The following is a 21,004-nucleotide window of genomic DNA, read 5'->3' as shown; positions in this document are numbered from 1 at the left end:
GCAAAACTAGATGGATTATCATCTTTTTTCAAGCGTCATTTCGTAACCGCTTTTATTCACGGTCTTTCCGATCCGGAATGTATCCAATGCCATGGTGGTTTACCATCATTCCCCTCCCGGAAGGCCTTGGGGTAAGATGAACGGCCAACCTCTAACAAAAATTCCGGCCACTTAATGAACAAAAACACCTTATCCCCCACAACGACCAATGCTGATGCCGCCGAGATCAATAAATCCTGGGTCTGTGAAGCTATCAGGAAAATCAACGCCGATTACAACCGATCTTCGGATACTCACCTTATCAGGGTGGAACTGCCCTGCTTTGAGGACATCACACTCTACCTGAAGGATGAATCCACTCATCCGACCGGCAGTCTGAAACATCGCCTGGCCCGGTCCCTTTTTCTTTATGGGCTATGTAACGGCCACATCCGCGAGGGAACGACGATCGTTGAGTCTTCCTCAGGAAGCACCGCGATTTCCGAAGCCTACTTTGCTCGCCTGCTGAACCTGCGCTTTATTGCAGTAGTGCCTGAAACCACGGCCAAGGAAAAGCTGGATAAAATACGTTTTTACGGAGGGGAATGTCATAAGGTTCCCGGCAAGGATATCTATACCGAGGCCACCCGCCTTGCCAATGAGCTCAATGGGCATTATATGGACCAGTTTACTTATGCTGAGAGAGCTACTGACTGGCGTGGTAACAACAATATCGCTGAAAGTATTTTTCAACAGATGCGCAAGGAGCCACATCCGGTGCCGGACTGGATCATCATGAGTGCAGGGACCGGCGGCACTTCTGCCACTATCGGACGTTATATAAGACTCAATCCAGAGTACTACCACCGTACCCGCCTGTGTGTCGTGGATCCGGAGAATTCCGTTTTCTTCCCTTATTTCCAGAGCCGTGACCCTTCAACCGCCAGCGACAAGGGCTCCAGAATTGAAGGAATCGGACGTCCACGAGTCGAGCCATCATTCCAGCCTGATGTCATCGATCGCATGTTACAGATTCCCGATGCCGCGTCTATTGCCACAATTCGCTGGCTGGAGAGTATTCTTGGCCGTAAATGCGGCGGATCAACAGGGACCAATGTTTATGGCGCATTACAAGTAATGCAGGAAATGCAGCAGGCAGGAACAACCGGCAGTGTTGTCAGCCTGATCTGCGACAGTGGAGAGCGGTATCTGGACAGTTATTACGATGATCAGTGGGTGGCCCGCCAAGGGCTTGACCTGGAACCCTTCCTTGAAAAGCTCCGTAATATTTGTGACTGATATAGGCGCCAGACTCCTGCTAGCGGCGTAAAACGCCGCTCAGCATCTCCCGCACGAATTTCCATCGCGCCACCAACAGAGCAGCAAATATTAATCCACAGCCCAACGCTTGTGACAGCGACATGATTTCGCCAAACCAAATCGCCGCAAGAAGCGTCGTCAAAACAGGCTCCAGAATCATGATAACGGCAGCATGACTGGCTGAGGCAAGACTTTGGGCATATATCTGAAAGAAGAAACGCATACAGGTGGCAATGACCGTACTGGCAAACAGCCACCACCAGATTTCAGTAGCCACTTCATCGGGCCAGTCCTCAAATATCACTGACAGTCCAAACGCGACAACGCCAACGGTCAATAGTTGTATCGAGGTTAGAGCAATGGGAGACATTCGCCTGACAATCTGGGAGGTGTAGGTGAACTGGAAAGAGAAAATCAATGTCGCCGCCAGGAAGAACAGATGTCCGTTATCCAGATGCAAACCGTTTTTCAGGGTCAACAAAGCCAGTCCAGCCAAGGCAATTGGCAATGCCAGCCAACTGTTTCGGGTCGGCCGCTCACCGTAGAGAAAATAAGCCACAACCGGAATCAACACCACTGCAAGACTGGTGATAAAAGCCCCAACCCCTAAATGGCGGGTATACTGTAAGCCGAAAATCCAGACACATAATGCGGCAGAGAAGGCTAAACCGGAGAGCAGTGCAGCTTTTTGCTGCTTCGAGTCCAATGAGTTCAGCCGGGTTTTCCCTGTCAGAACCAGAATAACGCCCGCCCCAAAAAACCTTGTGCCGATGAACAGTAGTGGCGGTAATCCCATCAATGCCTCTTTGGAAAATATCCAGCCAGCAGCCGCCAGTGACGTTACCAGGACAAGGATGAGGTCAGCTTTTAGGGAAGGGGAGATGGGCACAAATACCTCTGAAAATCTGAGACGCTTTACGTTACGGCAACCTCATATCGCAGCCGCAATCGATTGTCCGACAGCCGAAATTTTTGCGCCGGTTAGGCTACACCTGCGCTTCTGGCTATGGTATACAGTTCTTTCTGACAAAAAATAAATTGCAATAACGAAAAGAAATCAGTTCTAACTGATCCTGAACTAACACCAATAATCGAGGCAACGAGAGCTATGGCTTCGACCACTCTAACAGAAATAAAAATCAGAACCGCATCCACAAAAGATGCCGGCACTGTAGCGGAACTTGCCGCACAACTCTACTCGGAACTGGACCTTCATGGCCAGGAACAGATTGACCAGACCAAACTCACCAACACAGCCCAGACTTTGCTTGATGGCCACAGAATTGTCGCTTTCATCGCAGAAGAAGATGGCATTCCCGTTGGGCTAATCACCCTGCATCGTTGTGCAGCCCTGTATGCCGGCGGAGAGTTCGGAGAAATCTCCGAGCTTTACGTGACCAGGGACCATCGCAAGCTGGGTATTGGCCAAGGGCTATTGGCAGCGGCTTCCCGCTATGCCAGTTCCCAGGGTTGGGAGAGACTGGAACTGGGAGCTCCAGCAGGTTCACGCTGGGACAACACATTCAGCTTCTATGAGGACTACGGGTTTGCGGCGATCGGCCCCAGACTCCGCCTGCTTCTCAACTGACGTTCTTAAAACCGGAGCTCTAGGGAGTTCCGGTTCTCCCCCGAATCACCTCCCAGTTTCACTCTGCGACTTATCACTCCCTCGCATTACTTATCGCACTATGATTAGGCCAACATCTATCCGGATGTTATGGCCTTCCTGTCCTGTCATGGTTTCTTCATGTTGCTGTATTAACAATAGGATGCCTTCAAACATCATTGGGACAACAGGTTATGAAACTCCCCGGACTAAAAAAGCTCCTGGCTATGACAATCTGTGTTTCTGCCGGAAATCTATTAGCCAGTGATTTCGACGCCAGTTCGTTATCTTATTCAGTGATCACAAAACTGGATAACGGCACGGAGGTTCGCAACGGTGGTTACGGATCGGCCATGACCGCGCACCCCACGATGCCTGATCATTTCTATCTATTGACTGATCGGGGTCCCAACGCAAATTTCACTGGCAAAGAAGGTAAAGGCAAGAAATTTTCCGCACCCGATTACACTCCCCGAATTGCCGAAGTTAAACTGAATAGCGACGGCTCTATACATATCGTTAGAACCATTCTGCTACAGGCTCCTGACGGTCGGCCTATCACCGGGCTCCCTAACCCCGAGGGTATGGGCTCCACCGGTGAAGTGCCTTACGACAACCATGGAAAGGTACTCAACCTGGATCCCTATGGACTGGATTCAGAAGGCCTGGTCGCCATGAAAGACGGCACCTTCTGGGTTAGCGATGAATACGGTCCCCATATCGTTCACTACTCCGCAAAGGGAGTGGAACTGGAACGCATCAATCCCTTCGGCAGTGGTACCGGGCACCGTAAGCTTCCCGCCGTATTCGCAAATCGACGGGCAAATCGTGGCATGGAAGGATTGGCCATCACCCCGGATGAAAAAACACTGGTTGGCATCATGCAATCCACGATGTTTAATCCGTCCAAACAAGAGATCAGTAATAAAACGCTGACCCGCATCGTCACCTTTGATATTGCAAGCGGACTGACAAAACAATATCTGTACCACCAAGATGCGGACAATCTTTCCAACTCGGAAATTGCGGCCATTAATGACCATGAATTTCTAGTAATTGAAAGGGATGGTGGCTTCTTGGGTGATAAGGCCGAGTATAAGCGGCTTTATCGAATTGACTTAACTGCGGCAACCGATGTCAACGGCGATTTCTCCGCTCCAACGGGTTTACTGATTGGCAATAAAACTCTAGAACAATCCTCTTGGGACGATCTTGCCCTGGCCGGAATCACACCAGTAACAAAGGAACTCGTTGCCGATGTGCTGGCAGACCTGAATTATCCTCATGACAAACTGGAAGGTTTATGGGTTCGCAGCGCCTGGGAAATTGGGGTCATCAACGACGATGACTTTGCCGTGACTGCTGACAAGGAAGGCACTGTGATTCAGAAGGTATTGAAAGCCACCAATGAAGTGGATGCCAATACGTTGTATACGTTTAAGTTAAATAAGCCGCTGTTATAATACATTGCCGCTCTAACTTCGCGTTATAGAATTATTCCCCTATAGAAAAGGCGCGGATCTACCGCGCCTTTTTGCCCACTAGTTACCCTGATAATCGAACTCCAGAATAGTGATCTCGTCGTCAGGTCCAATGCTGCCGGAGAATTCCTGGCTGTTATTGCCATAAAAAATCCTGACAACATATGGACTGGCAGTACCGTTAAAATGATCCAGAACAACCCTGTAGTTACCCAATGGGGCCGACTCATCCCAAAAAATATTCTCAACAGCTTCAGTGACATCGGCATCAACATTATCAACATCCAACTGGCCGGTGAGTTCATTACAAACAGCCGTTCTGTTCCCATAATAAATATGATTTCCGCAGGGATCATACACGTGGATATCCAGGTCAATTGCATCGGACGGCCACTCCAGGTTTATCCGGACAATACCAGAGCCTCCTTCCAGTCCATCCTGCGATGGATTTTCCCCTAAATCCGTTCCGTCAAATATCAACGCAGTTCCCTGTGCAACATAGGGTTCACCATCGACGCTATAGCTGACATCCAGCCCGAAAGTTTCGATCCCCTCTCCGGTTTCGTCCGACAATATCGGAACCCGAACTTCCTTAAGCGTCTCTCCGGGAGCAAAGGTAACTGTCCCAAAAGTTTCTTCGTAATCGATACTGTCTATAGACGTCCCGTTTACTGTATTAAAATCAACGATAAAGTCTGTGGGTTGGGCCGGCGACAAACGAATCTGGAACAGTGCATAGTCTTCACTTTCTTCAACGACTACCCCAACAACCGTCACCAACCGTGATAGCGGCTCAATTCTGACAGTAAGGGTGTCATAGTTGATATTCCCGGAAGCATCCTGAACGGTCAGTCGAAATTTCAACATGTCTGAGCCATCAATATCAGGCGTGATAAATGCTGGAGTAAGGGACGCAGGATTCGCAATGGTAACTTCAGGCCCCTTCAGCTGATTCCAGTATACCGCCACAATATCGTCCATGGAGGAAGCAGCTTCTCCATTTAGGAACATTACAACATTCGGGTCAGCAACCTGATCCCGGCCAGCATCCACGCTGATATATTCAGCTCCACGGACAGGTGCCACAGCCAGTGCCTGAAGACTGCTTACTTCACCTTCATTGCCCTGGTTCTGCTCATTTGATGTGCCGCCACTGGTTTCCGACTCATATCTATCTGAATCCAATGAGCTGCTTGATTGACTACAACCCCCCACAGCCAATATCCCCAGCAACAGAGCCAGACCCGCTGCCATTAATCGCATCATTTGTGACATCGTATCAATCCTCCCTTTTTGAGTTCCCCGATTACAGTTCATAGCGCAGACCTGTCAGCAGTTGATATGCAGAGTCATTCCTATATCCACCGGTCATACGAGCTTCAACAAAAGTAGACAGACCGCTGGTAAACACGGATACCACCCCGATTCCAGCCTGATAGAAAAACTGATCCTCTTCGTCAGCTTCAATCTCAAAGGTATTATTGGGATCCGTATCGAAAGCAAAACGGCCAATGACATTACCTTGATCAGCAAAGGCTTCACTTATCAGCGCGATATCAGCGGTTGGCATTAAGACCCCCCATTCGTAGCTGAGCCTGCACTCCCAGACTCAAAGTGAGCTGATCCATTTCCTGCTCGCCCAGTTCTACTTCCCATCCTTCGGATTCGTTTTCTGTATAGCCATCGATACTGCTATGCAGATATGCTGCCCTGGCATAGGGATATAATGTAAGAGCCTCATGGGACCAGAGATATTCAGCGGAGGCACTAAAGTAGAGCTGATCCCCACTGGTTTCTCCTATTGCAGTGACATCAAGTGTGCTGGTCGGCTCCTCATATTGAATATGGCGCTTGCTGTCATATTTACTGGTGCCATACCCCAGTTGGCCGGTCAGGCTGAGGTTTCCGGTTTGGTAGGTCAGGTAAGCAATCAAGTTAAGAATATCGCTCTCTACTTCACCACCATCATCACTGTACTCCAAGTCATTTTGGGTCCAGCCTACAGCCCCACCTGCGACCAGGTCCTGGCTGACACGGTAATCCGCTCCAACTGCGAGGCCGTTGGCGTCATAGTCGAATCCACTCTCCAGGTCGGAAGTATCCTTTTCGGCCCCTTCATGAAGAATTGTCGCGAAAAATCCAAGGCGCGAAGGAGAATCATCTCCGGCAGCACCTCCGGTCAATGGCTCATTCATGGCAATACCATTAATGGAAAACCGGTTGATGCCGCGTACCAATTGAGCTGTACGTTGATCAACCGCACTGCTTTGATTGGCTGTTGCCCCGGAGTTACTCCGCATCAGCGCAACAGTCTCTTCAGGTCCAATTTTATTGACGATTCCATCAATACGGTCAGGATCTGTAGCGCTCAGTTCCAGCAGAGCTTCACAACGCTCCCGCGTTTTCAGGCTACCCGCAGACAGCTCATCCTCCCGAGCGGAAGTCAGCCTTATGCACATATCATCCAGTGCACTGGCGACACTTCGGTCATTACGTCCAGCAGTATGAGGGGTCACAACGGTATCGGCCACATTGATACTGACAGTGGCCGAAGTTTCGCTAACTTCTTCGTCGGAAGCGACCAGGGTGTATGTAAAGGAGTCGGTTCCGATGTAGTTTTCATCCGGAGAGTATTTAATTGAGCCATCTCCATTAACCGTGATGGTTCCATGGGAAGGAGAAGTACTGCTATCAATAAAGATACTGTCACCATCGGGATCAAAGTCATTTCGAAGGACATCAATCGTTATATCTCTATTCACCGGAACCGTTCGGCTATCATCCACAGCAACCGGAGCCGCAGCCAAAGTGAATGGTGATAACAGCATGACCCCCACCGGCGCGAGCCAACGGAAAGTATGCAAAAAGTCTTTCTGGATCATCAGTTATCCTTGCTTTTTTGTAGGGTTATCTCTTTGTTTGTTTCATTTGGCAACTATCTCGCTGCCTGTAATTTCTATTTTTTAAAGTTCTAGCAAGTTTCAAAGAAACCAGTCTTTGGTACTTGGATTGATACCGAACCCGTCCTTTGTTAATTGGTATATTCGACGGCCGAGTCTGGCAATTTAAAGACGCTGTCAGGCCTCATTCTCAACTTGAAAGAAGCGGCTGCTAACAACAGTAGGCGGTATAGTTTGATTTAAATATTTATGTTCTTATCAGCGATCTTTCCTGATCAACAAAGCTATGCTTCATGCAAGAAGGTGGCATTTTATCTTGAAGAGAATTTGGGGGAAATAGGCCAAATGGCAGGCCTGTAATCTACGATTCCATCGGGGGGAAGGCGATTAGTCTAAATCCAGACCACCGCGACCAAACAGTGACCCCAATGATCTCAGCACTAGAGCAATTGATTTGAAGGGTAAATCGATAATCAGATCCAGGATATCGATAAAATCTCCATCATGCTGGCTGTGCCTGGGCTTGATAAAGTGAGTCAGAATAAAGCCCGTAATCGCACCAATCAGGACAAAGAGATTAAACCCGGACATGAAAAGGTCGAAAACCAGGTAGCAGGAAATACAAAAGAGGCAGACAGCCAATACATATCTCAAGGTATCCACAGCAATACTCCTTGGTTCTATTTCTCTGCTGTTGACATTGACGCATCTTCAACAAACATCAGAGCTTTAACAGTAATCGTCATATTAGCATCAACCCGATTGGGTTTCGTTATGCTAACTTCCACTGGGTAGCCATACTGCTCATCATATTTCACGTCGACTTCTGATTCGGAATCCTTGAGAGAGTCGAACGCAGCATTAAACAACGCTTTAATCGAGGTAACCTCATCTGCCTGAGACAACGAATCCCTGCCGGGCATCGCCTCATAACTCCGACTAACACGCGACGGGCCGATTTGGGTTTCCAGATCGAATCTATAGGCTCTGCCATAAGATACTTCCTGCCATTGGTTCTTGGCCGCCACCATATCTTCAATCTTTGAATCCAATGATCGGGAACATCCGGCAAGCAAGATGACAGTTATCAACAACGAGATAATGGACTTCAAAGTATTACGTCTTCCTTGTATAGAACACAATAAACCGCGCCAGTTTCAATGCACCATCAGAATATGGGAAATGTTATCTTCTTTTCCAAAATATTTGCTGGAGCTTCATTTCTCAAGTATTCAACATAAATTTTTTGTGAGTGCTGCTGAACTTCATTTTCTATAGTTATAAGGTGGATTAGTCTCCATAATCTATTGATTATTCTAACTCCAGAACACTACTATCATTACGAATGCCAGATGGTTTGTTAACGGAATGATGTGCAGGGAGTTGAAGCTATGTCAGCTGTAAAGGCAGGGATATTGACAGACAAACGGGTTACTCAAAAAATCTATTCTGGAATTGAAAAGGGCATTCTCAAGAAAGTTGATGCTCTCGTTATACACCAAACAGGAGCTCTTACTGCTCAACACACCTTCAACTCCTATGCGAAAGGCGGCCATGGTGCCCACTTTCTAATTGATAAAGCTGGCAACATATTTCAAACCGCTCATTTGGACAAAAAGACTTACCACGTAGGTAAAGTTCGGTCGAAATGCTATGAACTTAAGGTTTGCTCAAAAGCCCAGCTGCAAACGGTAACTAAAATTCTCTTTAATAAAAGTAAAAGCTACCCCGCCCGCGTTTCAGAATTACACAGCAGCGAAAAAGCAAAGTCCTATCCGGACAGATATCCAATAAATGAAGATTCTCTGGGGATTGAAATCGTTGGAAACTACAATGTTAAGGCCAAAACCTATGAAGCCGTTTCTGCCATACAGAATTCATCACTTCAGTGGCTGGTAGCAGAATTGGCAAATCACTTCAGCATCACGACAGCCGATGTTTACAGACATCCTGAGATTTCCTACAAAATGGCTTCAGAAGCCAGCTCAGCATCCTGGTGAACAGATGAAGCACCTTACTTTAGTCACAGTATTCCTACTGTCAGCCTGTGCCAACCTGGGACAGAAAGACACATTCTTCATCACAAGTGTCAACAGCAGTGGCACAGACAGTAACACCCAAGAGTTTTGTAGCGATTTCCGGCTTAGCCTTGTACAAGCTCAAGCATATTTCGACCAGGCTCAGCTAATTTCCGTTGATCAACTACATAACGATTATTCTTACCTGCCATGTTATGTTCAAGGGACAGGGCATATGAATGAGCAATCCTGCCGGTGGGAAATCAGGGCTGGAGGAACGGCTAAGATTTTCTGTGGTGAGGAGGTCTTGTTATATGGCTGCTCAGAGTGTGGTGAGACCTTTAAATAGTAGAGATCCCAAACTTATAAAAAGCGGGTTTGTATTAATACTCACATTCCACAAACCCGCAGCATACCTCTCTAACAAACATCCACATCCTCAACCCGAATAATAGCCAGGTTTGGAATACCTGACGCAGTCGTCCGGCTTAGTATCGCTTCAACATAATAGGCATTGCGGGAAAAGTTAAAGCTGGTGGAGTAGCAGCCATCGCTCACGGTATGGGTTTGAAAAGAACCGCTGGGTGCAACCGCGTCGCTATCCAGTGTCAACAAGGTATTGGTGACACCGGTCAGGAAGTTGTACTCCCTTAAATACAATCTGACTCTTGCGCCTGGGCCATTATCCCTGAAACGCGCACTCAGGCGTTTATTGACGCCACCGTTTTCCAGATCTGCTGTGGCAGTCACGTTATAGCGGAGGGTGACGGTGGCATTGGCTGGGGCCGACAGGAGAATACCGGCAAAGCCAGCGCTCATGTAAAACTCGCTGAGATCTGCTTCGTCCACAACGCCTGCTGACCCAACGGAAGTCCATGGCGAGGCAGCCATTGCCGTTCCAGCCGTCAGAGCAGAAGCCAAAACCACGCCTGCAATATTCAGCAGGCGATGCTTCCGGGTGGTGTTTTTATTGGTGTATGACTTTAATGGCAAACAGCCTTCAAGAACGTTTTCCTGATGTCGTTTCATCGTTGCATCTCCCTGTAGATTTGAATGAACTGCTTCAACCAACGATTCGTTCACAGCCTGTGCCGCAGCCTGACATGTCGCTACCAGGAACAGAATCGTATCTACAGAATAGCTGCCACCCGATTGTCGCTCAGTAAAAAAGTACCGGAATATTTTGTGAGAAATGTCGCTTTATCTTGCTCCTCGGTTATTCCGCCATTAACCCTTTTAGTTTATCCGGATTCCGAACAACATAGACATTACTCACCTTATTACCGCTCCAAGCCAAATGAATACAGGATTCTATCTCGTCGCCATCATAAAGAAGGACAGCAGGCTCTCCATTGACCTCTCGAATGCAAAAACGATTTTCGGGTGTCGTGCGACGGCGGACCATACGGACCAATTCCAGAATCCGTTCGGCTCCATAGAGTGGGCGAATGGTGGCAAGCACCTTACCGCCACCATCCGAGTAGAGAATGGCATCCTCCGCCAGAATCGAAAGCAGCTTCTTGTCATCACCACCAGCCAAAGCACTGACAAATTCACTCAGGAGCGCCTGATGTTGATCGGTCGGCGCTTCAAACCTGGAACGATCCAGTTTCAACGCCTGCCGGGCACGGCGCTCAATCTGGCGACAGTTGGCAGTGGACTTTTCCACAATTCGGGAGACTTCAAGATGATCAAACCCAAACGCTTCACGCAGTACAAACACTGCGCGCTCCACCGGTGTGAGCTTTTCCAGCAGATGCATAAAAGCCATGGATAAAGACTGGTACAACTCGGTTCTTTCTGCAGGACAGGGTAATTCCGGCTCAGGTTGAGCGAGAGGCTCGGGCAACCAGGGACCAATGTATTCCTGACGATTCTTGTCCCTTCTCAAATGATCAATGGACAGTCTTGATACGATAGTTTTCAGATAGGCCGCAGGTGACTCAAGGGAAGACAGATCCACGTCGTGCCAGCGAAGATAGGCATCCTGCAGAATGTCTTCGGTTTCAACGACAGAGCCGGTCATTCGATAGGCAATGGCAAACAGCAATGAACGTTGCTCTTCAAACAATAAATGGTGATCTGTCCGTTCGGTGCTATGACCGGAGACTTCAGAATTTATGCGCATCAGACTTCCTCCATAGTGCCGGATTGTACCCCATTGGCTCTTGGCGGTATTCCATCGCTTTCATACAACCCAGAGGCCGTACCTTTCAGCCACATGTACAAAGGCAACCCTGTGGACAACTCCCACTTCACGGAATAAAAGGTCATCCGACATATCCATTCTTTTATCCGGCGCCCCAGGAATCGGGAAAGAAATAGTTTTGTAGGCCGGTCATATTCATCGGTAAATTGAATTAATCCGCCTGTCCGTGCCAATGACAGGCAGCGAAAAACATAGCGAAAACGAAATGGTTTAATCGGTCGCCTGGCTAAGCGCCTCTTTATCGATTCGCCGACATAGGCGCCGTGGGGCATGGCTGTCACACACCCCATGCGATGGGGTTTATTGTGCTTTCCCATAATTCTGGCAGCATCTCCCACTGCATATATGGCGTTATCTGAGACAGCGCGGAGACAGGGATCCGTCACAACACGCCCAATATCGTCGACCTCAAGGCCAGATTGCATCGCCAGAGGCGATACCGTAAAACCGCCGGCCCAGATACACAACCCATGATCCAGTCGCTCCCCATTCCCGAGTCGACAACATGAGGCCTGGATTTCTTCTACCGTCTGCTCTTCATATACCTGGACGCCCAGATTGCGAAATCGATCCATCAGATATTCACGAGCCTCATCAAGGTAATCCTCTGCAACCTTGCCACGACATACCATCTGCACAGTTAGTTGAGGATAGGCTTCTGCCAATTCGCTGGAAATTTCAATAGCACTCAGGCCACCGCCAATCACTGTTACCTTATCGACAGCAGACAGCTTTTCAGATAACGCAGTCGCCTGTTGGTAGGTATTGATGCAATAGGCAAACTCCTGCACACCGGGCACCGCCGTTTCATTCATTGAACTTCCGAGTGCATACACCAGAATATCGTAGGGTTTGGATCGTTCGCCTTCCTTGGAATCCACCAGTACCTGCTTTTCTTCCGCTTTGATTGCCACGACTCGGGCCTGAATAAAGGTCACACCGGCCTGATTAAGGACTTTCCGATAATCCAGTCTGTCTACCTGTTTACCCGCCATCACCTCGTGCAGACGAATGCGCTGTTCGAAATAGGGTTTTGAGTCCACAAGAGTGATATCCACAGGCTGCCGGGATTGTCTTAACCGACTGACTGCCATCAGGCCGGCATATCCTCCTCCCAATACCAATACTTTTACCTTCTTAGGCTGTGCTGTCACGAGTTGCTTCTCCTGAATGATAAGACTGAGACAAGTACTTCCGAGCCGGACAAATCCATTCCGGCGGTTTTTTAATCTTTGACGAACAGGAAGGACAGAATGTGACAACCATTTATCTATCGATTTTTATATATTGATAGCTAATCCCTATTAAATAGTTAGAAACTAACAATTTTATAAAAAATATAGGTAATACCTATAATTCCACCTGTTTTCAAGATCAGGTTTCAAGATCACATTTTCAGGACACACCAATCCATACAATCATTTAGGAGTACAGCATGTTAGCGAATCGAGAAGGTCAGAGAGTCCCAGACGTTACATTCAACCTGCGTGACGGAGATCAGTGGATTCAAGTCACCACGGATGATCTGTTTGCTAATAAAACCGTCATTCTTTTTGCTTTACCCGGTGCCTTCACACCAACTTGTTCTTCCACTCACCTGCCGCGCTACAACGAGCTGGCACCGGTATTCAAAGACAATGGCGTCGACGACATTATTTGTCTTTCCGTCAACGATACCTTTGTCATGAACGCCTGGAAGGAAGATCAGAAGGCCGACAACATTCATTTCCTGGCTGACGGTAACGGTGATTTCTCCGAAGGGATGGGCATGCTGGTTGAGAAGAAAGACCTCGGTTTCGGTAAACGCACCTGGCGTTACAGCATGCTGGTGAAGAACGGCATTATCGAAAAGATGTTCATTGAGCCCGATGTTCCTGGCGATCCATTCCAGGTTAGTGATGCAGACACCATGCTGAACCACATCAATGCGGAAGCCAAGCTGCCCCAGCGAGTCACCGTGTTCAGCAAACCAGGATGTCCACACTGTGCCCGAGCACACAAACTGTTGACGGATCGTGGCATCAGCTTTGAGTCCATCACCCTGGGGGTTAACGGACTCAGCTACAGCTCTCTGCAAGCCGTCACCGGTATGGGTACAACACCTCAGGTATACATCGATGGTAACCGCGTAGGCGGTGCAGATGATCTGGAAGCTTACTTCTCCGCCTGAGAAGACTCATCCAGCCAAACATTTCCATGGCAGCAAGACAGGGACGTCAGCTTTACGTAGACATTACGACCACAGTATCTACGTGCGCTAACTATGCATACTATCGGGAATTATTTTCCTCTGATCGGGTCTACTCTCTATGTAGACCCGTCGATGAAACGCGAACAACACAGGAACACCAGCTAACAGGACTTCCCCATGATCACGAAACAGGTTGATGTCGCCATTATCGGCGCAGGAACGGCAGGCATGGGCGCATACCGTGCCGCGCGAGAACACACAGACAGTATTCTTTTGATAGAGGGAGACCAGTATGGGACAACCTGTGCCCGAGTCGGTTGTATGCCCAGCAAGCTGTTAATTGCAGCGGCTGAAGCAGCCCATCACCACCGTCACTCGGATTTGTTTGGAGTCGCTTCCAATGAACCGGAGATAGACGGCCGCAAAGTCATGCAGAGAGTACGTTCTGAACGGGACCGCTTTGTAGGTTTCGTGAAGGAATCTGTTGCCGGGTTCAAAGAAGAACATAAGGTCATGGGGTATGCCCAGTTCACGGGCCCTAATACTTTGAAGGTCGGTGAAGACTTACTAGTTGAAGCCAAAAGGATTGTGATTGCAACAGGTTCAAGGCCGAACATTCCAGGCTTTCTACACGGTGCCGGAAATCGTCTGATCGTCAATGATGATGTCTTCGATTGGGATGATCTACCGACAAGTGTCGCCGTGTTTGGCCCTGGTGTGATTGGGTTGGAGTTGGGCCAGGCTTTATCAAGATTGGGCGTAGATGTCCGCATGTTTGGTGTCGGTGGCGCGATTGGACCTATCAAAGACCCGGAAATCCGCGATTACGCCGAAAAAGTAATTAATCGGGAGTTTTACCTGGATCCGGACGCCAAGGTGGAAAGCCTTGAGCGAACAGAAAAGGGGGTTGAAATTACTTATCAGCATCGTGAGAAAGGTTTGATCACAGAAACCTTTGATTATGTGCTGGCAGCCACAGGGCGCCGCCCGAATGTTGACAATATCGGCATCGAAAATGCGGGAATCCGACTGGATGAGCGAGGAGTCCCGGTTTTTGACCGATACACCTTGCAGACCCGCAGTAGTACAGAAGACGGCAACAGTGTTCCCGGACATATTTTCATGGCGGGAGACGCCAACAATGACTTGCCGCTGCTGCATGAAGCAGCGGATGAAGGTCGCATTGCAGGCGCTAATGCGGGCCGCTTTCCTGATGTTCGGTCTGGAAAACGTCGCACAGCATTGGGCGTTGTATTCAGCGATCCGCAAATTGCCAACATCGGGCTATCGATTCTGGAAGTACAGGAACGCTGCCGAAGTTGTTATGCCACTGGGCACGTCTCATTTGAGGATCAGGGACGTAGCCGGGTAATGGGAAAAAATGTCGGCTTACTGAAAGTTTATGGCGAGCAGGGTACCGGTTTATTCCTCGGTGCCGAGATGATCGGACCGGGTGCCGAGCATATCGCCCACCTGCTGAGCTGGGTGGCACAACGCCGACTGACGGTCTCCGAGATTCTGGAACTGCCATTTTATCATCCAGTGATAGAAGAAGGCGTCAGAACGGCTCTACGTGATCTCAACAGTAATCTGCAACTTGGTCCGGCAGTCATCGAACGATGCATGGACTGTGGTCCAGGCGCATAAAGGTGTACAATTTTTAGTCATACACAGTTTCAGCTATGCTCATAGTTGAGAGCTGTGTCGGGCCGGGTAGCTCTGCTACCCCACCCAACCCATGTAAAGGGAGATAGGCAATGAACGAACACATTCTGGTCAGTGACTTCATGGATCGCCAACCAGCAGTGATTTACTGCAATACACCACTTACCAAGGTTGTGCAGGTCCTGCTGAACAAAGGTGTCACAGGAGCACCGGTCATCAACGACAAAAAAGAAGTTCTGGGCTTTATATCTGAGAAGGACTGCATCAAAAGCCTGCTGAACAGCAGTTATCATGCAGAAGAGGCCACAACGGTCAACGATGTCATGAGACAGGAAGCCATGACGCTGAAGCCTGACGACAGCATCATCGATCTCGCCCATTTCATGGAGGACCACACGCCGAAAGTATATCCAGTCGTCGACGATGGCAAACTGGTGGGTGTGATCTCACGGGGTAACGTACTGCGGGCCCTCTATGATCAGCAGTCCTCATCTAAGCGGAAAAGACGCGCCGCCTAGCTTCATTGAACGCTTATAGGAGTGAGCTTCGGCGACTTACTCGGATGACTGCGGGAGGCCATGGGCCTCCATTGCCCGTCGATGGCATTCAATAAAGGCCTTGGGCATACGAGCCGGGCGACCGCTGGTCATGTCGATACAGGCATATCGGCACTTGGCTCTTACCAGAGTGCGCCCATCACTGTGGCGCACGATCTGAAACTGCCTGGATGATGTCAATCGACCGTCACACCCGGTAATCCAGGTCCCGATCACTAACTTATCGTCTGCATATGCACTGGCGAGATAGTCGATTTCTGTCCTGGTAATGGCCATCGCTTTGCCCGAATCCTCGTGGGCCTGCCAATCCATCCCTATCGGACTAATGTGATCCCAGCTCACCTCTTCCATCCATTTCAGATAGGCCGTGTTGTTGGTATGGCCCAGACGATCTGTATCCTCTTCTGTGACCAATATTTCCATGACATGGGGGATGGGCATATCCCACTCAATATCCGCAGCCATTATCGGCACTACTCCTAACTTTTCTGCAATCCTAACTTTCCTGCAAGTCCGCGATAAAGGCTTCAGATTCGGCAATCGACTTTTCCATATCCTGAATCAGACGCGCCACATTGGTTTCCACCGATTTCAATTCACCCTTGAGACCGTCAATTGCCCGGGCGTTGAGATTATGTTTCAAGTACAGGACCTGATCACGAAGGGCATTCAGTACCGGGTCCATTCGCTTCTCAGCGGCACGCATGGCACTGATGAGTGTGGCATATTTGCGCTTGGTATTTCTAAGCTTGTTGGCACTGTCCTGACGCAACTTGCTGCTGGTATACAACTCCAGTTCTTCTTCCCACTCTTCAAACAAAGCTTCAGACACGTCTTCCACGGAATCAATGCGCTTGCGAACATCGTCTGCCGCTTCCTCACTATCTTCATATGCGGCATTCAAACGGTCATACTGATCCTGCAAATCAGTATCCGGTTTCCCAAACATTTGCTGAAATTGATCCAGAGCTGAGGAAAATTCTTCCTTCGCGTCCTGTTGTGCATCCCGGGCTTCTTCCACCCGATCCACCATAATATCCCGTTTGTGAATCCCCACTTTCTCCATGGCGCTGTAATAAGCACTTTGGCACGCACTCAGAGTTAAAACGGTGAATACCACCCAGCCCAGATGCCAATATTTACGGATCATTTTTTGCCCTATTTCGTTATAAAGTGTTGAATTTATTAGCTCACATTTACCTAGGGTATACCCTAGATTTAACATTGCGGTGTCACTATATTGTGCGCTCCATTTAGGAGGTTCGATTTTTTCTACCGCTTATGGACAGAATTTATACCAGATTAAAGGACTATGCTATGAACACCAAAGTTTTATACTTTGCCGCCGGTTTATCTCTGACCACTCTCGCATTGCCTCTCACCGCTTTTTCAGCCACATCTGTGGAAGAAGGGGCGCAATACTACATTATCTCACCTGTCGATGGCGCCACCGTCTCCTCTCCCGTGACAATTCAACTCGGACTACAAGGACTGGAAGAGGCTAACGCAAGAGAAAAAAAACTAAAGGCCGGACATCATCACATGTTGATTGACGGAAAAATGCCGGACATGACCCAACCCATGGGCGGCGGAGTGACCTATTTTGATGGCAAAACTCAGGTTTCCATCAAACTCACTCCTGGTCAGCACACCCTGACGTTACTCCTCACCGATCACTTCCATCAACCGAACAGTCCGGAAGTGGTCGCTGATGAGATAACGATTATGGTGGAATAACACTTTAATTAAGCGGTCTAAACACTGTTATTCAATAGTTAAATATTTTCAGACGGAAATCCTGCTCTATTATCAGGAGAGCCGTCTGAAATTCTGGCACTAATGCAAACCAGAATCTGTAATCATTAATATTCCCACTTGCATAAATTTTACAAAGGCTTAGCTTATTAGCCATTTCTTATCACACTCTATTTCAAAGAGCTTATCATGTCGTCCACTGCTCATCTTTCCAGTTTTCAGGCTTTGCTCAGTCTGTTGCGCTACGCGCGTGGTTACCGCCGTCGGATAATTTCCGCCAGTCTGTGTTCGATTATCAATAAATTGTTTGATATTGCACCGGAGATTCTCATTGGTATCGCCATTGATGTGGTGGTCAACAAAGAGGAAAGTTTCGTCGCCGCATTGGGATTTACCAGCGCGAAGGAACAGATCATCGTTCTGGGGATTCTGACGTTTTTGATCTGGGCGGGTGAATCCCTGTTTGAATACCTGCACCTGATTCTTTGGCGCAATCTGGGGCAGCGTCTACAGTCGGATCTGCGGCAGGATGCCTATGACCATATTCAAAAACTGGATATGTCGTTCTTTGAAGCCCGGAGTTCCGGGCAACTGGTGTCGGTTCTGAATGATGACGTCAACCAGCTGGAGCGATTCCTCGACGGTGGTGCCAATAATCTGATTCAGGTTTTCGTCACTGTCGTTGCCGTTGGCGGTGTATTCTTTGTTCTGTCTCCCGTGATAGCTCTGCTGGCGTTTACACCGATCCCCATTATTATCTGGGGGGCATTCTATTTCCTCCGCAAAGCGACGCCTTTATATGCAGATGTTCGGGACCAGGTTGGTGGACTTGCCTCCCGACTGGCAAACAACATTGGCGGTATCGCCACAATCAAGAGTTTCACTGCAGAACCAATGGAATCAGAACGGCTCCGGGACAGCAGTGAGCGCTACGTAGAAGCTAATCGCAAGGCGATCGCTGTCAGTTCTGCGTTTATCCCCGTGATCCGTATGGCCATCCTGGCAGGTTTTCTGGCGACATTTACGATCGGCGGGTTTATGGCCCTGGAAGGGAGCCTCAATGTTGGCGCCTATGGTGTACTCGTATTCCTGACCCAAAGGCTGCTCTGGCCGCTCACCAATCTGGCACAAACCGTTGACTTGTTTGAACGGGCCATGGCCAGCACACGCCGCATACTTGGACTGATAGAAACCCCCATTGATGTCAGGGATGAAGGAACCCAGACACCAGAAAACCCGATTAAAGGTGAAGTCAGTTTCCGCAAGGTCAACTTTGAATACGCTGCCGGAGCAGGCGGCGTGCAGGGAATTGATCTGGAGGTCAAAGCCGGAACCACTCTGGCACTGGTTGGTGCAACAGGTTCGGGTAAATCCACTCTCATTAAGCTATTGTTGCGATTCTATCGTCCCCAATCCGGCCACATTGATCTCGATGGAATCCCAATTGAACAACTCCCTTTGAAAGTCCTTCGAGGCGCCATCGGTCTGGTCAGCCAGGATGTATTCCTGTTTGAAGGCACGATCCGAGACAATATTGCCTACGGCAAACCTGGCGCTGAGGATGATGCGATCATTGACGCAGCGAAAACCGCCGAAGCCTGGGAGTTTATTCAGCGCCTGCCGGAAGGCTTGGATACACCAGTCGGCGAAAGAGGGGTTAAGCTCTCCGGAGGTCAGCGACAGCGGTTGTCTCTTGCCAGAGCTTTGTTGAAAGATCCACCCATTCTGGTTTTGGATGAAGCCACCAGTGCTGTGGACAATGAAACCGAAGCCGCAATTCAACGCTCATTGAAACGCATTGCCCACGGACGCACTATTGTGATGATTGCCCACCGCCTGTCGACCATCGTCCATGCAGAAAATATTGTCGTATTGGAGCAGGGTAGGGTCGTAGAGCAGGGGAATCATGAATCGCTTCTGGAACGTCGGGGAGCTTATTGGTCGCAGTGGCAAGTGCAGACTGGCGGCCTTCTTGAGCACGATGATGTAGCGGCAAAAGACGCCCCACCATTTTCTGATCCTGCAGTCACTTGACGCAGACAAATTATATAAGGGTTTTACGCTATAGACCTGAGCGATTTTTACCGGCTTACTCGGTGATCGTCACATTATGTTAACAATAACACTTAGGAATAAACCTATGACATTCAAGTTGCGTTCTTTAACCGCTCTTGTTGCTGGGATTGGTCTCAGCCTTTCCGTCAACGCTGCCGACACAATTAAAATTGGTATTGCCGGGCCACAAACCGGTTCTGTTTCCCAGTACGGGGAAATGCAGTTCAATGGAACTCACGCTGCCATCGAAATGATAAACAAGGCTGGAGGTGTCAATGGCATGATGCTCGAAGCCATTGAATATGACGACGCCTGTGAACCCAAACAAGCCGTTGCTGTGGCGAACAAAGTGGTAAACGACGGTCTTCAGTTCGTCGTTGGTCACTTGTGCTCCAGCTCCACACAACCTGCCACCGATGTCTATGAAGATGAAGGAGTACTGGCAGTCACCTGTTCCACGAACCCGACGATTACTGAGCGCGGACACCAGTACATCTTCCGCACCATTGGTCTAGACTCCGCTCAAGGCCCTACCGCCGCAAAATATATTGCTGAAGAACTCAAGCCCAACCGTGTTGCGATTATTCATGACAAGCAACAATATGGTGAAGGTATTGCCAGTGCCGTAAAAGCCAGTCTGGATACAGCAGGTGTTAAAGTGGTGGCTTTTGAAGGCGTCACCGTCGGTGATAAAGACTTCTCTTCTTTGATCGCCAAACTGAAGAAAGACAACGTTGATTTGGTTTACTACGGGGGCTACCACCCTGAGCTGGGCCAGATCCTTCGTCAAAGCCAGGCCTCAGGTTTCAACCCACAATTTATGGGGCCTGAAGCCGTGGGTAACAAAGAAATCTCCGCGATTGCCGGTGAAGCTTCAGAAGGCCTGATTGTGACCCTACCTTCCCGTTACGACCTGGATCCACGTAACAGCAACATCGTGGACATGATGAAAGCCAAAGGTCAGGATCCCACAGGCCCATTCGTCTGGACCAGCGTTGCCGCCGTGCAGGCAATGGCCCACGCAATGAGCAAAGTCGGTGCGGACGATTCCACCAAAGTGGCTGACGTTCTGCGCTCCGAAACAATCGAAACAGCCATGGGTCCTTTGACCTGGGACGATAAAGGTGACTTGAAAGGCTTCGAATTTGGCTTGTTCAAATGGCATCAGGACGGTACTTCAACACCGTTATAACACCTGAGTCTGTTCGACACACCTTAAAAGGGGCTGGTCTTCCAGCCCTTTTTTATTGATATACCCCAGGTCTATG

General features: G+C 49.0%; 21 protein-coding genes. 10 read left to right on the top strand and 11 right to left on the bottom strand.

All coding sequences use genetic code 11. The features are described from left to right. Positions 1-174 precede the first annotated feature (174 nt). Positions 175-1,278 carry a PLP-dependent cysteine synthase family protein gene (locus tag F566_RS0122295; protein ID WP_020409255.1) on the top strand — a complete coding sequence of 368 codons (1,104 nt, stop codon included), beginning with the start codon at positions 175-177 and terminating at the stop codon, positions 1,276-1,278. A 19-nt stretch (positions 1,279-1,297) separates the two neighbouring features. Here F566_RS0122295 and F566_RS0122290 read toward each other — a convergent pair whose 3' ends face one another. Next, complete coding sequence (locus tag F566_RS0122290) at positions 1,298-2,188, bottom strand: DMT family transporter (RefSeq protein ID WP_020409254.1); 891 nt, start codon at positions 2,186-2,188, stop codon at positions 1,298-1,300. 219 nt (positions 2,189-2,407) lie between these two features. On the opposite strand from F566_RS0122290, the gene F566_RS0122285 reads away from it, so the two are divergent. Together F566_RS0122285 and F566_RS0122280 are read left to right on the top strand one after the other, a co-directional pair. Next, positions 2,408-2,887 carry a GNAT family N-acetyltransferase gene (locus F566_RS0122285; protein ID WP_020409253.1) on the top strand — a complete coding sequence of 160 codons (480 nt, stop codon included), beginning with the start codon at positions 2,408-2,410 and terminating at the stop codon, positions 2,885-2,887. A gap of 212 nt (positions 2,888-3,099) precedes the next feature. Next, the gene (locus F566_RS0122280; RefSeq protein ID WP_020409252.1) at positions 3,100-4,368 is read left to right on the top strand and encodes an esterase-like activity of phytase family protein; all 1,269 of its coding nucleotides are present in this window, start codon (positions 3,100-3,102) and stop codon (positions 4,366-4,368) included. 78 nt (positions 4,369-4,446) lie between these two features. Here the strand turns inward: F566_RS0122280 and F566_RS0122275 are convergent, their stop codons facing one another. The 5 genes from F566_RS0122275 to F566_RS0122255 form a co-directional block, all read right to left on the bottom strand. Continuing rightward, entirely contained in the window at positions 4,447-5,661 is a 1,215-nt protein-coding gene (locus tag F566_RS0122275; RefSeq protein ID WP_020409251.1) for a Calx-beta domain-containing protein, read from the bottom strand. A 31-nt stretch (positions 5,662-5,692) separates the two neighbouring features. Then, entirely contained in the window at positions 5,693-5,956 is a 264-nt protein-coding gene (locus F566_RS0122270; protein WP_020409250.1) for a hypothetical protein, read from the bottom strand. Further along, positions 5,943-7,268 (bottom strand): autotransporter family protein, encoded by a 1,326-nt coding sequence (locus tag F566_RS0122265; protein WP_020409249.1) that lies wholly within the window; start codon positions 7,266-7,268, stop codon positions 5,943-5,945. Before F566_RS0122265 ends, F566_RS0122270 begins: the two co-directional genes overlap by 14 nt. 405 nt (positions 7,269-7,673) lie before the next feature. Continuing rightward, on the bottom strand, positions 7,674-7,949 hold the full coding sequence (locus F566_RS0122260; RefSeq protein ID WP_020409248.1) for a hypothetical protein: 276 nt from the start codon (positions 7,947-7,949) through the stop codon (positions 7,674-7,676). A gap of 17 nt (positions 7,950-7,966) precedes the next feature. Next, positions 7,967-8,398 carry a DUF6174 domain-containing protein gene (locus F566_RS0122255; RefSeq protein WP_020409247.1) on the bottom strand — a complete coding sequence of 144 codons (432 nt, stop codon included), beginning with the start codon at positions 8,396-8,398 and terminating at the stop codon, positions 7,967-7,969. Between the two features lie 279 nt (positions 8,399-8,677). On the opposite strand from F566_RS0122255, the gene F566_RS0122250 reads away from it, so the two are divergent. Beyond that, positions 8,678-9,286 carry a peptidoglycan recognition protein family protein gene (locus tag F566_RS0122250; RefSeq protein WP_020409246.1) on the top strand — a complete coding sequence of 203 codons (609 nt, stop codon included), beginning with the start codon at positions 8,678-8,680 and terminating at the stop codon, positions 9,284-9,286. A 438-nt stretch (positions 9,287-9,724) separates the two neighbouring features. Here the strand turns inward: F566_RS0122250 and F566_RS0122240 are convergent, their stop codons facing one another. The 3 genes from F566_RS0122240 to F566_RS33765 form a co-directional block, all read right to left on the bottom strand. Further along, complete coding sequence (locus tag F566_RS0122240; protein WP_020409244.1) at positions 9,725-10,333, bottom strand: hypothetical protein; 609 nt, start codon at positions 10,331-10,333, stop codon at positions 9,725-9,727. Positions 10,334-10,520: 187 nt separating this feature from the next. After that, positions 10,521-11,432, bottom strand: coding sequence for an RNA polymerase sigma-70 factor (locus tag F566_RS0122235; RefSeq protein ID WP_020409243.1), 912 nt, complete (start codon positions 11,430-11,432; stop codon positions 10,521-10,523). Beyond that, positions 11,432-12,667 carry an NAD(P)/FAD-dependent oxidoreductase gene (locus F566_RS33765; RefSeq protein WP_020409242.1) on the bottom strand — a complete coding sequence of 412 codons (1,236 nt, stop codon included), beginning with the start codon at positions 12,665-12,667 and terminating at the stop codon, positions 11,432-11,434. Before F566_RS33765 ends, F566_RS0122235 begins: the two co-directional genes overlap by 1 nt. Before the next feature lie 281 nt (positions 12,668-12,948). On the opposite strand from F566_RS33765, the gene F566_RS0122225 reads away from it, so the two are divergent. The 3 genes from F566_RS0122225 (at position 12,949) to F566_RS0122215 (ending at position 15,887) form a co-directional block, all read left to right on the top strand. Continuing rightward, positions 12,949-13,683 (top strand): glutathione peroxidase, encoded by a 735-nt coding sequence (locus F566_RS0122225; protein WP_020409241.1) that lies wholly within the window; start codon positions 12,949-12,951, stop codon positions 13,681-13,683. 198 nt (positions 13,684-13,881) lie between these two features. Then, positions 13,882-15,351 (top strand): dihydrolipoyl dehydrogenase, encoded by a 1,470-nt coding sequence (locus tag F566_RS0122220; protein WP_020409240.1) that lies wholly within the window; start codon positions 13,882-13,884, stop codon positions 15,349-15,351. A 110-nt stretch (positions 15,352-15,461) separates the two neighbouring features. Continuing rightward, positions 15,462-15,887 (top strand): CBS domain-containing protein, encoded by a 426-nt coding sequence (locus F566_RS0122215; protein WP_020409239.1) that lies wholly within the window; start codon positions 15,462-15,464, stop codon positions 15,885-15,887. Between the two features lie 36 nt (positions 15,888-15,923). Here F566_RS0122215 and F566_RS0122210 read toward each other — a convergent pair whose 3' ends face one another. After that, on the bottom strand, positions 15,924-16,391 hold the full coding sequence (locus F566_RS0122210; RefSeq protein ID WP_020409238.1) for an acyl-CoA thioesterase: 468 nt from the start codon (positions 16,389-16,391) through the stop codon (positions 15,924-15,926). A 31-nt stretch (positions 16,392-16,422) separates the two neighbouring features. Next, on the bottom strand, positions 16,423-17,076 hold the full coding sequence (locus F566_RS0122205; protein WP_020409237.1) for a DUF2959 domain-containing protein: 654 nt from the start codon (positions 17,074-17,076) through the stop codon (positions 16,423-16,425). 167 nt (positions 17,077-17,243) lie between these two features. On the opposite strand from F566_RS0122205, the gene F566_RS0122200 reads away from it, so the two are divergent. The 3 genes from F566_RS0122200 (at position 17,244) to F566_RS0122185 (ending at position 20,928) form a co-directional block, all read left to right on the top strand. Next, on the top strand, positions 17,244-17,663 hold the full coding sequence (locus F566_RS0122200; RefSeq protein WP_026180228.1) for a DUF4399 domain-containing protein: 420 nt from the start codon (positions 17,244-17,246) through the stop codon (positions 17,661-17,663). A 207-nt stretch (positions 17,664-17,870) separates the two neighbouring features. Beyond that, positions 17,871-19,715, top strand: a complete 1,845-nt coding sequence (locus tag F566_RS0122190) for an ABC transporter ATP-binding protein (RefSeq protein ID WP_020409235.1) — start codon at positions 17,871-17,873, stop codon at positions 19,713-19,715. 106 nt (positions 19,716-19,821) lie between these two features. Continuing rightward, on the top strand, positions 19,822-20,928 hold the full coding sequence (locus F566_RS0122185; RefSeq protein WP_020409234.1) for a branched-chain amino acid ABC transporter substrate-binding protein: 1,107 nt from the start codon (positions 19,822-19,824) through the stop codon (positions 20,926-20,928). Positions 20,929-21,004: the final 76 nt, after the last annotated feature.

The organism is Hahella ganghwensis DSM 17046 (genome assembly GCF_000376785.1).
Taxonomy (GTDB): Bacteria; Pseudomonadota; Gammaproteobacteria; order Pseudomonadales; family Oleiphilaceae; genus Hahella; species Hahella ganghwensis.
The sequence above is the reverse complement of the archived record's forward strand: the minus strand, read 5'-3'. Positions and strand labels throughout refer to the sequence as shown.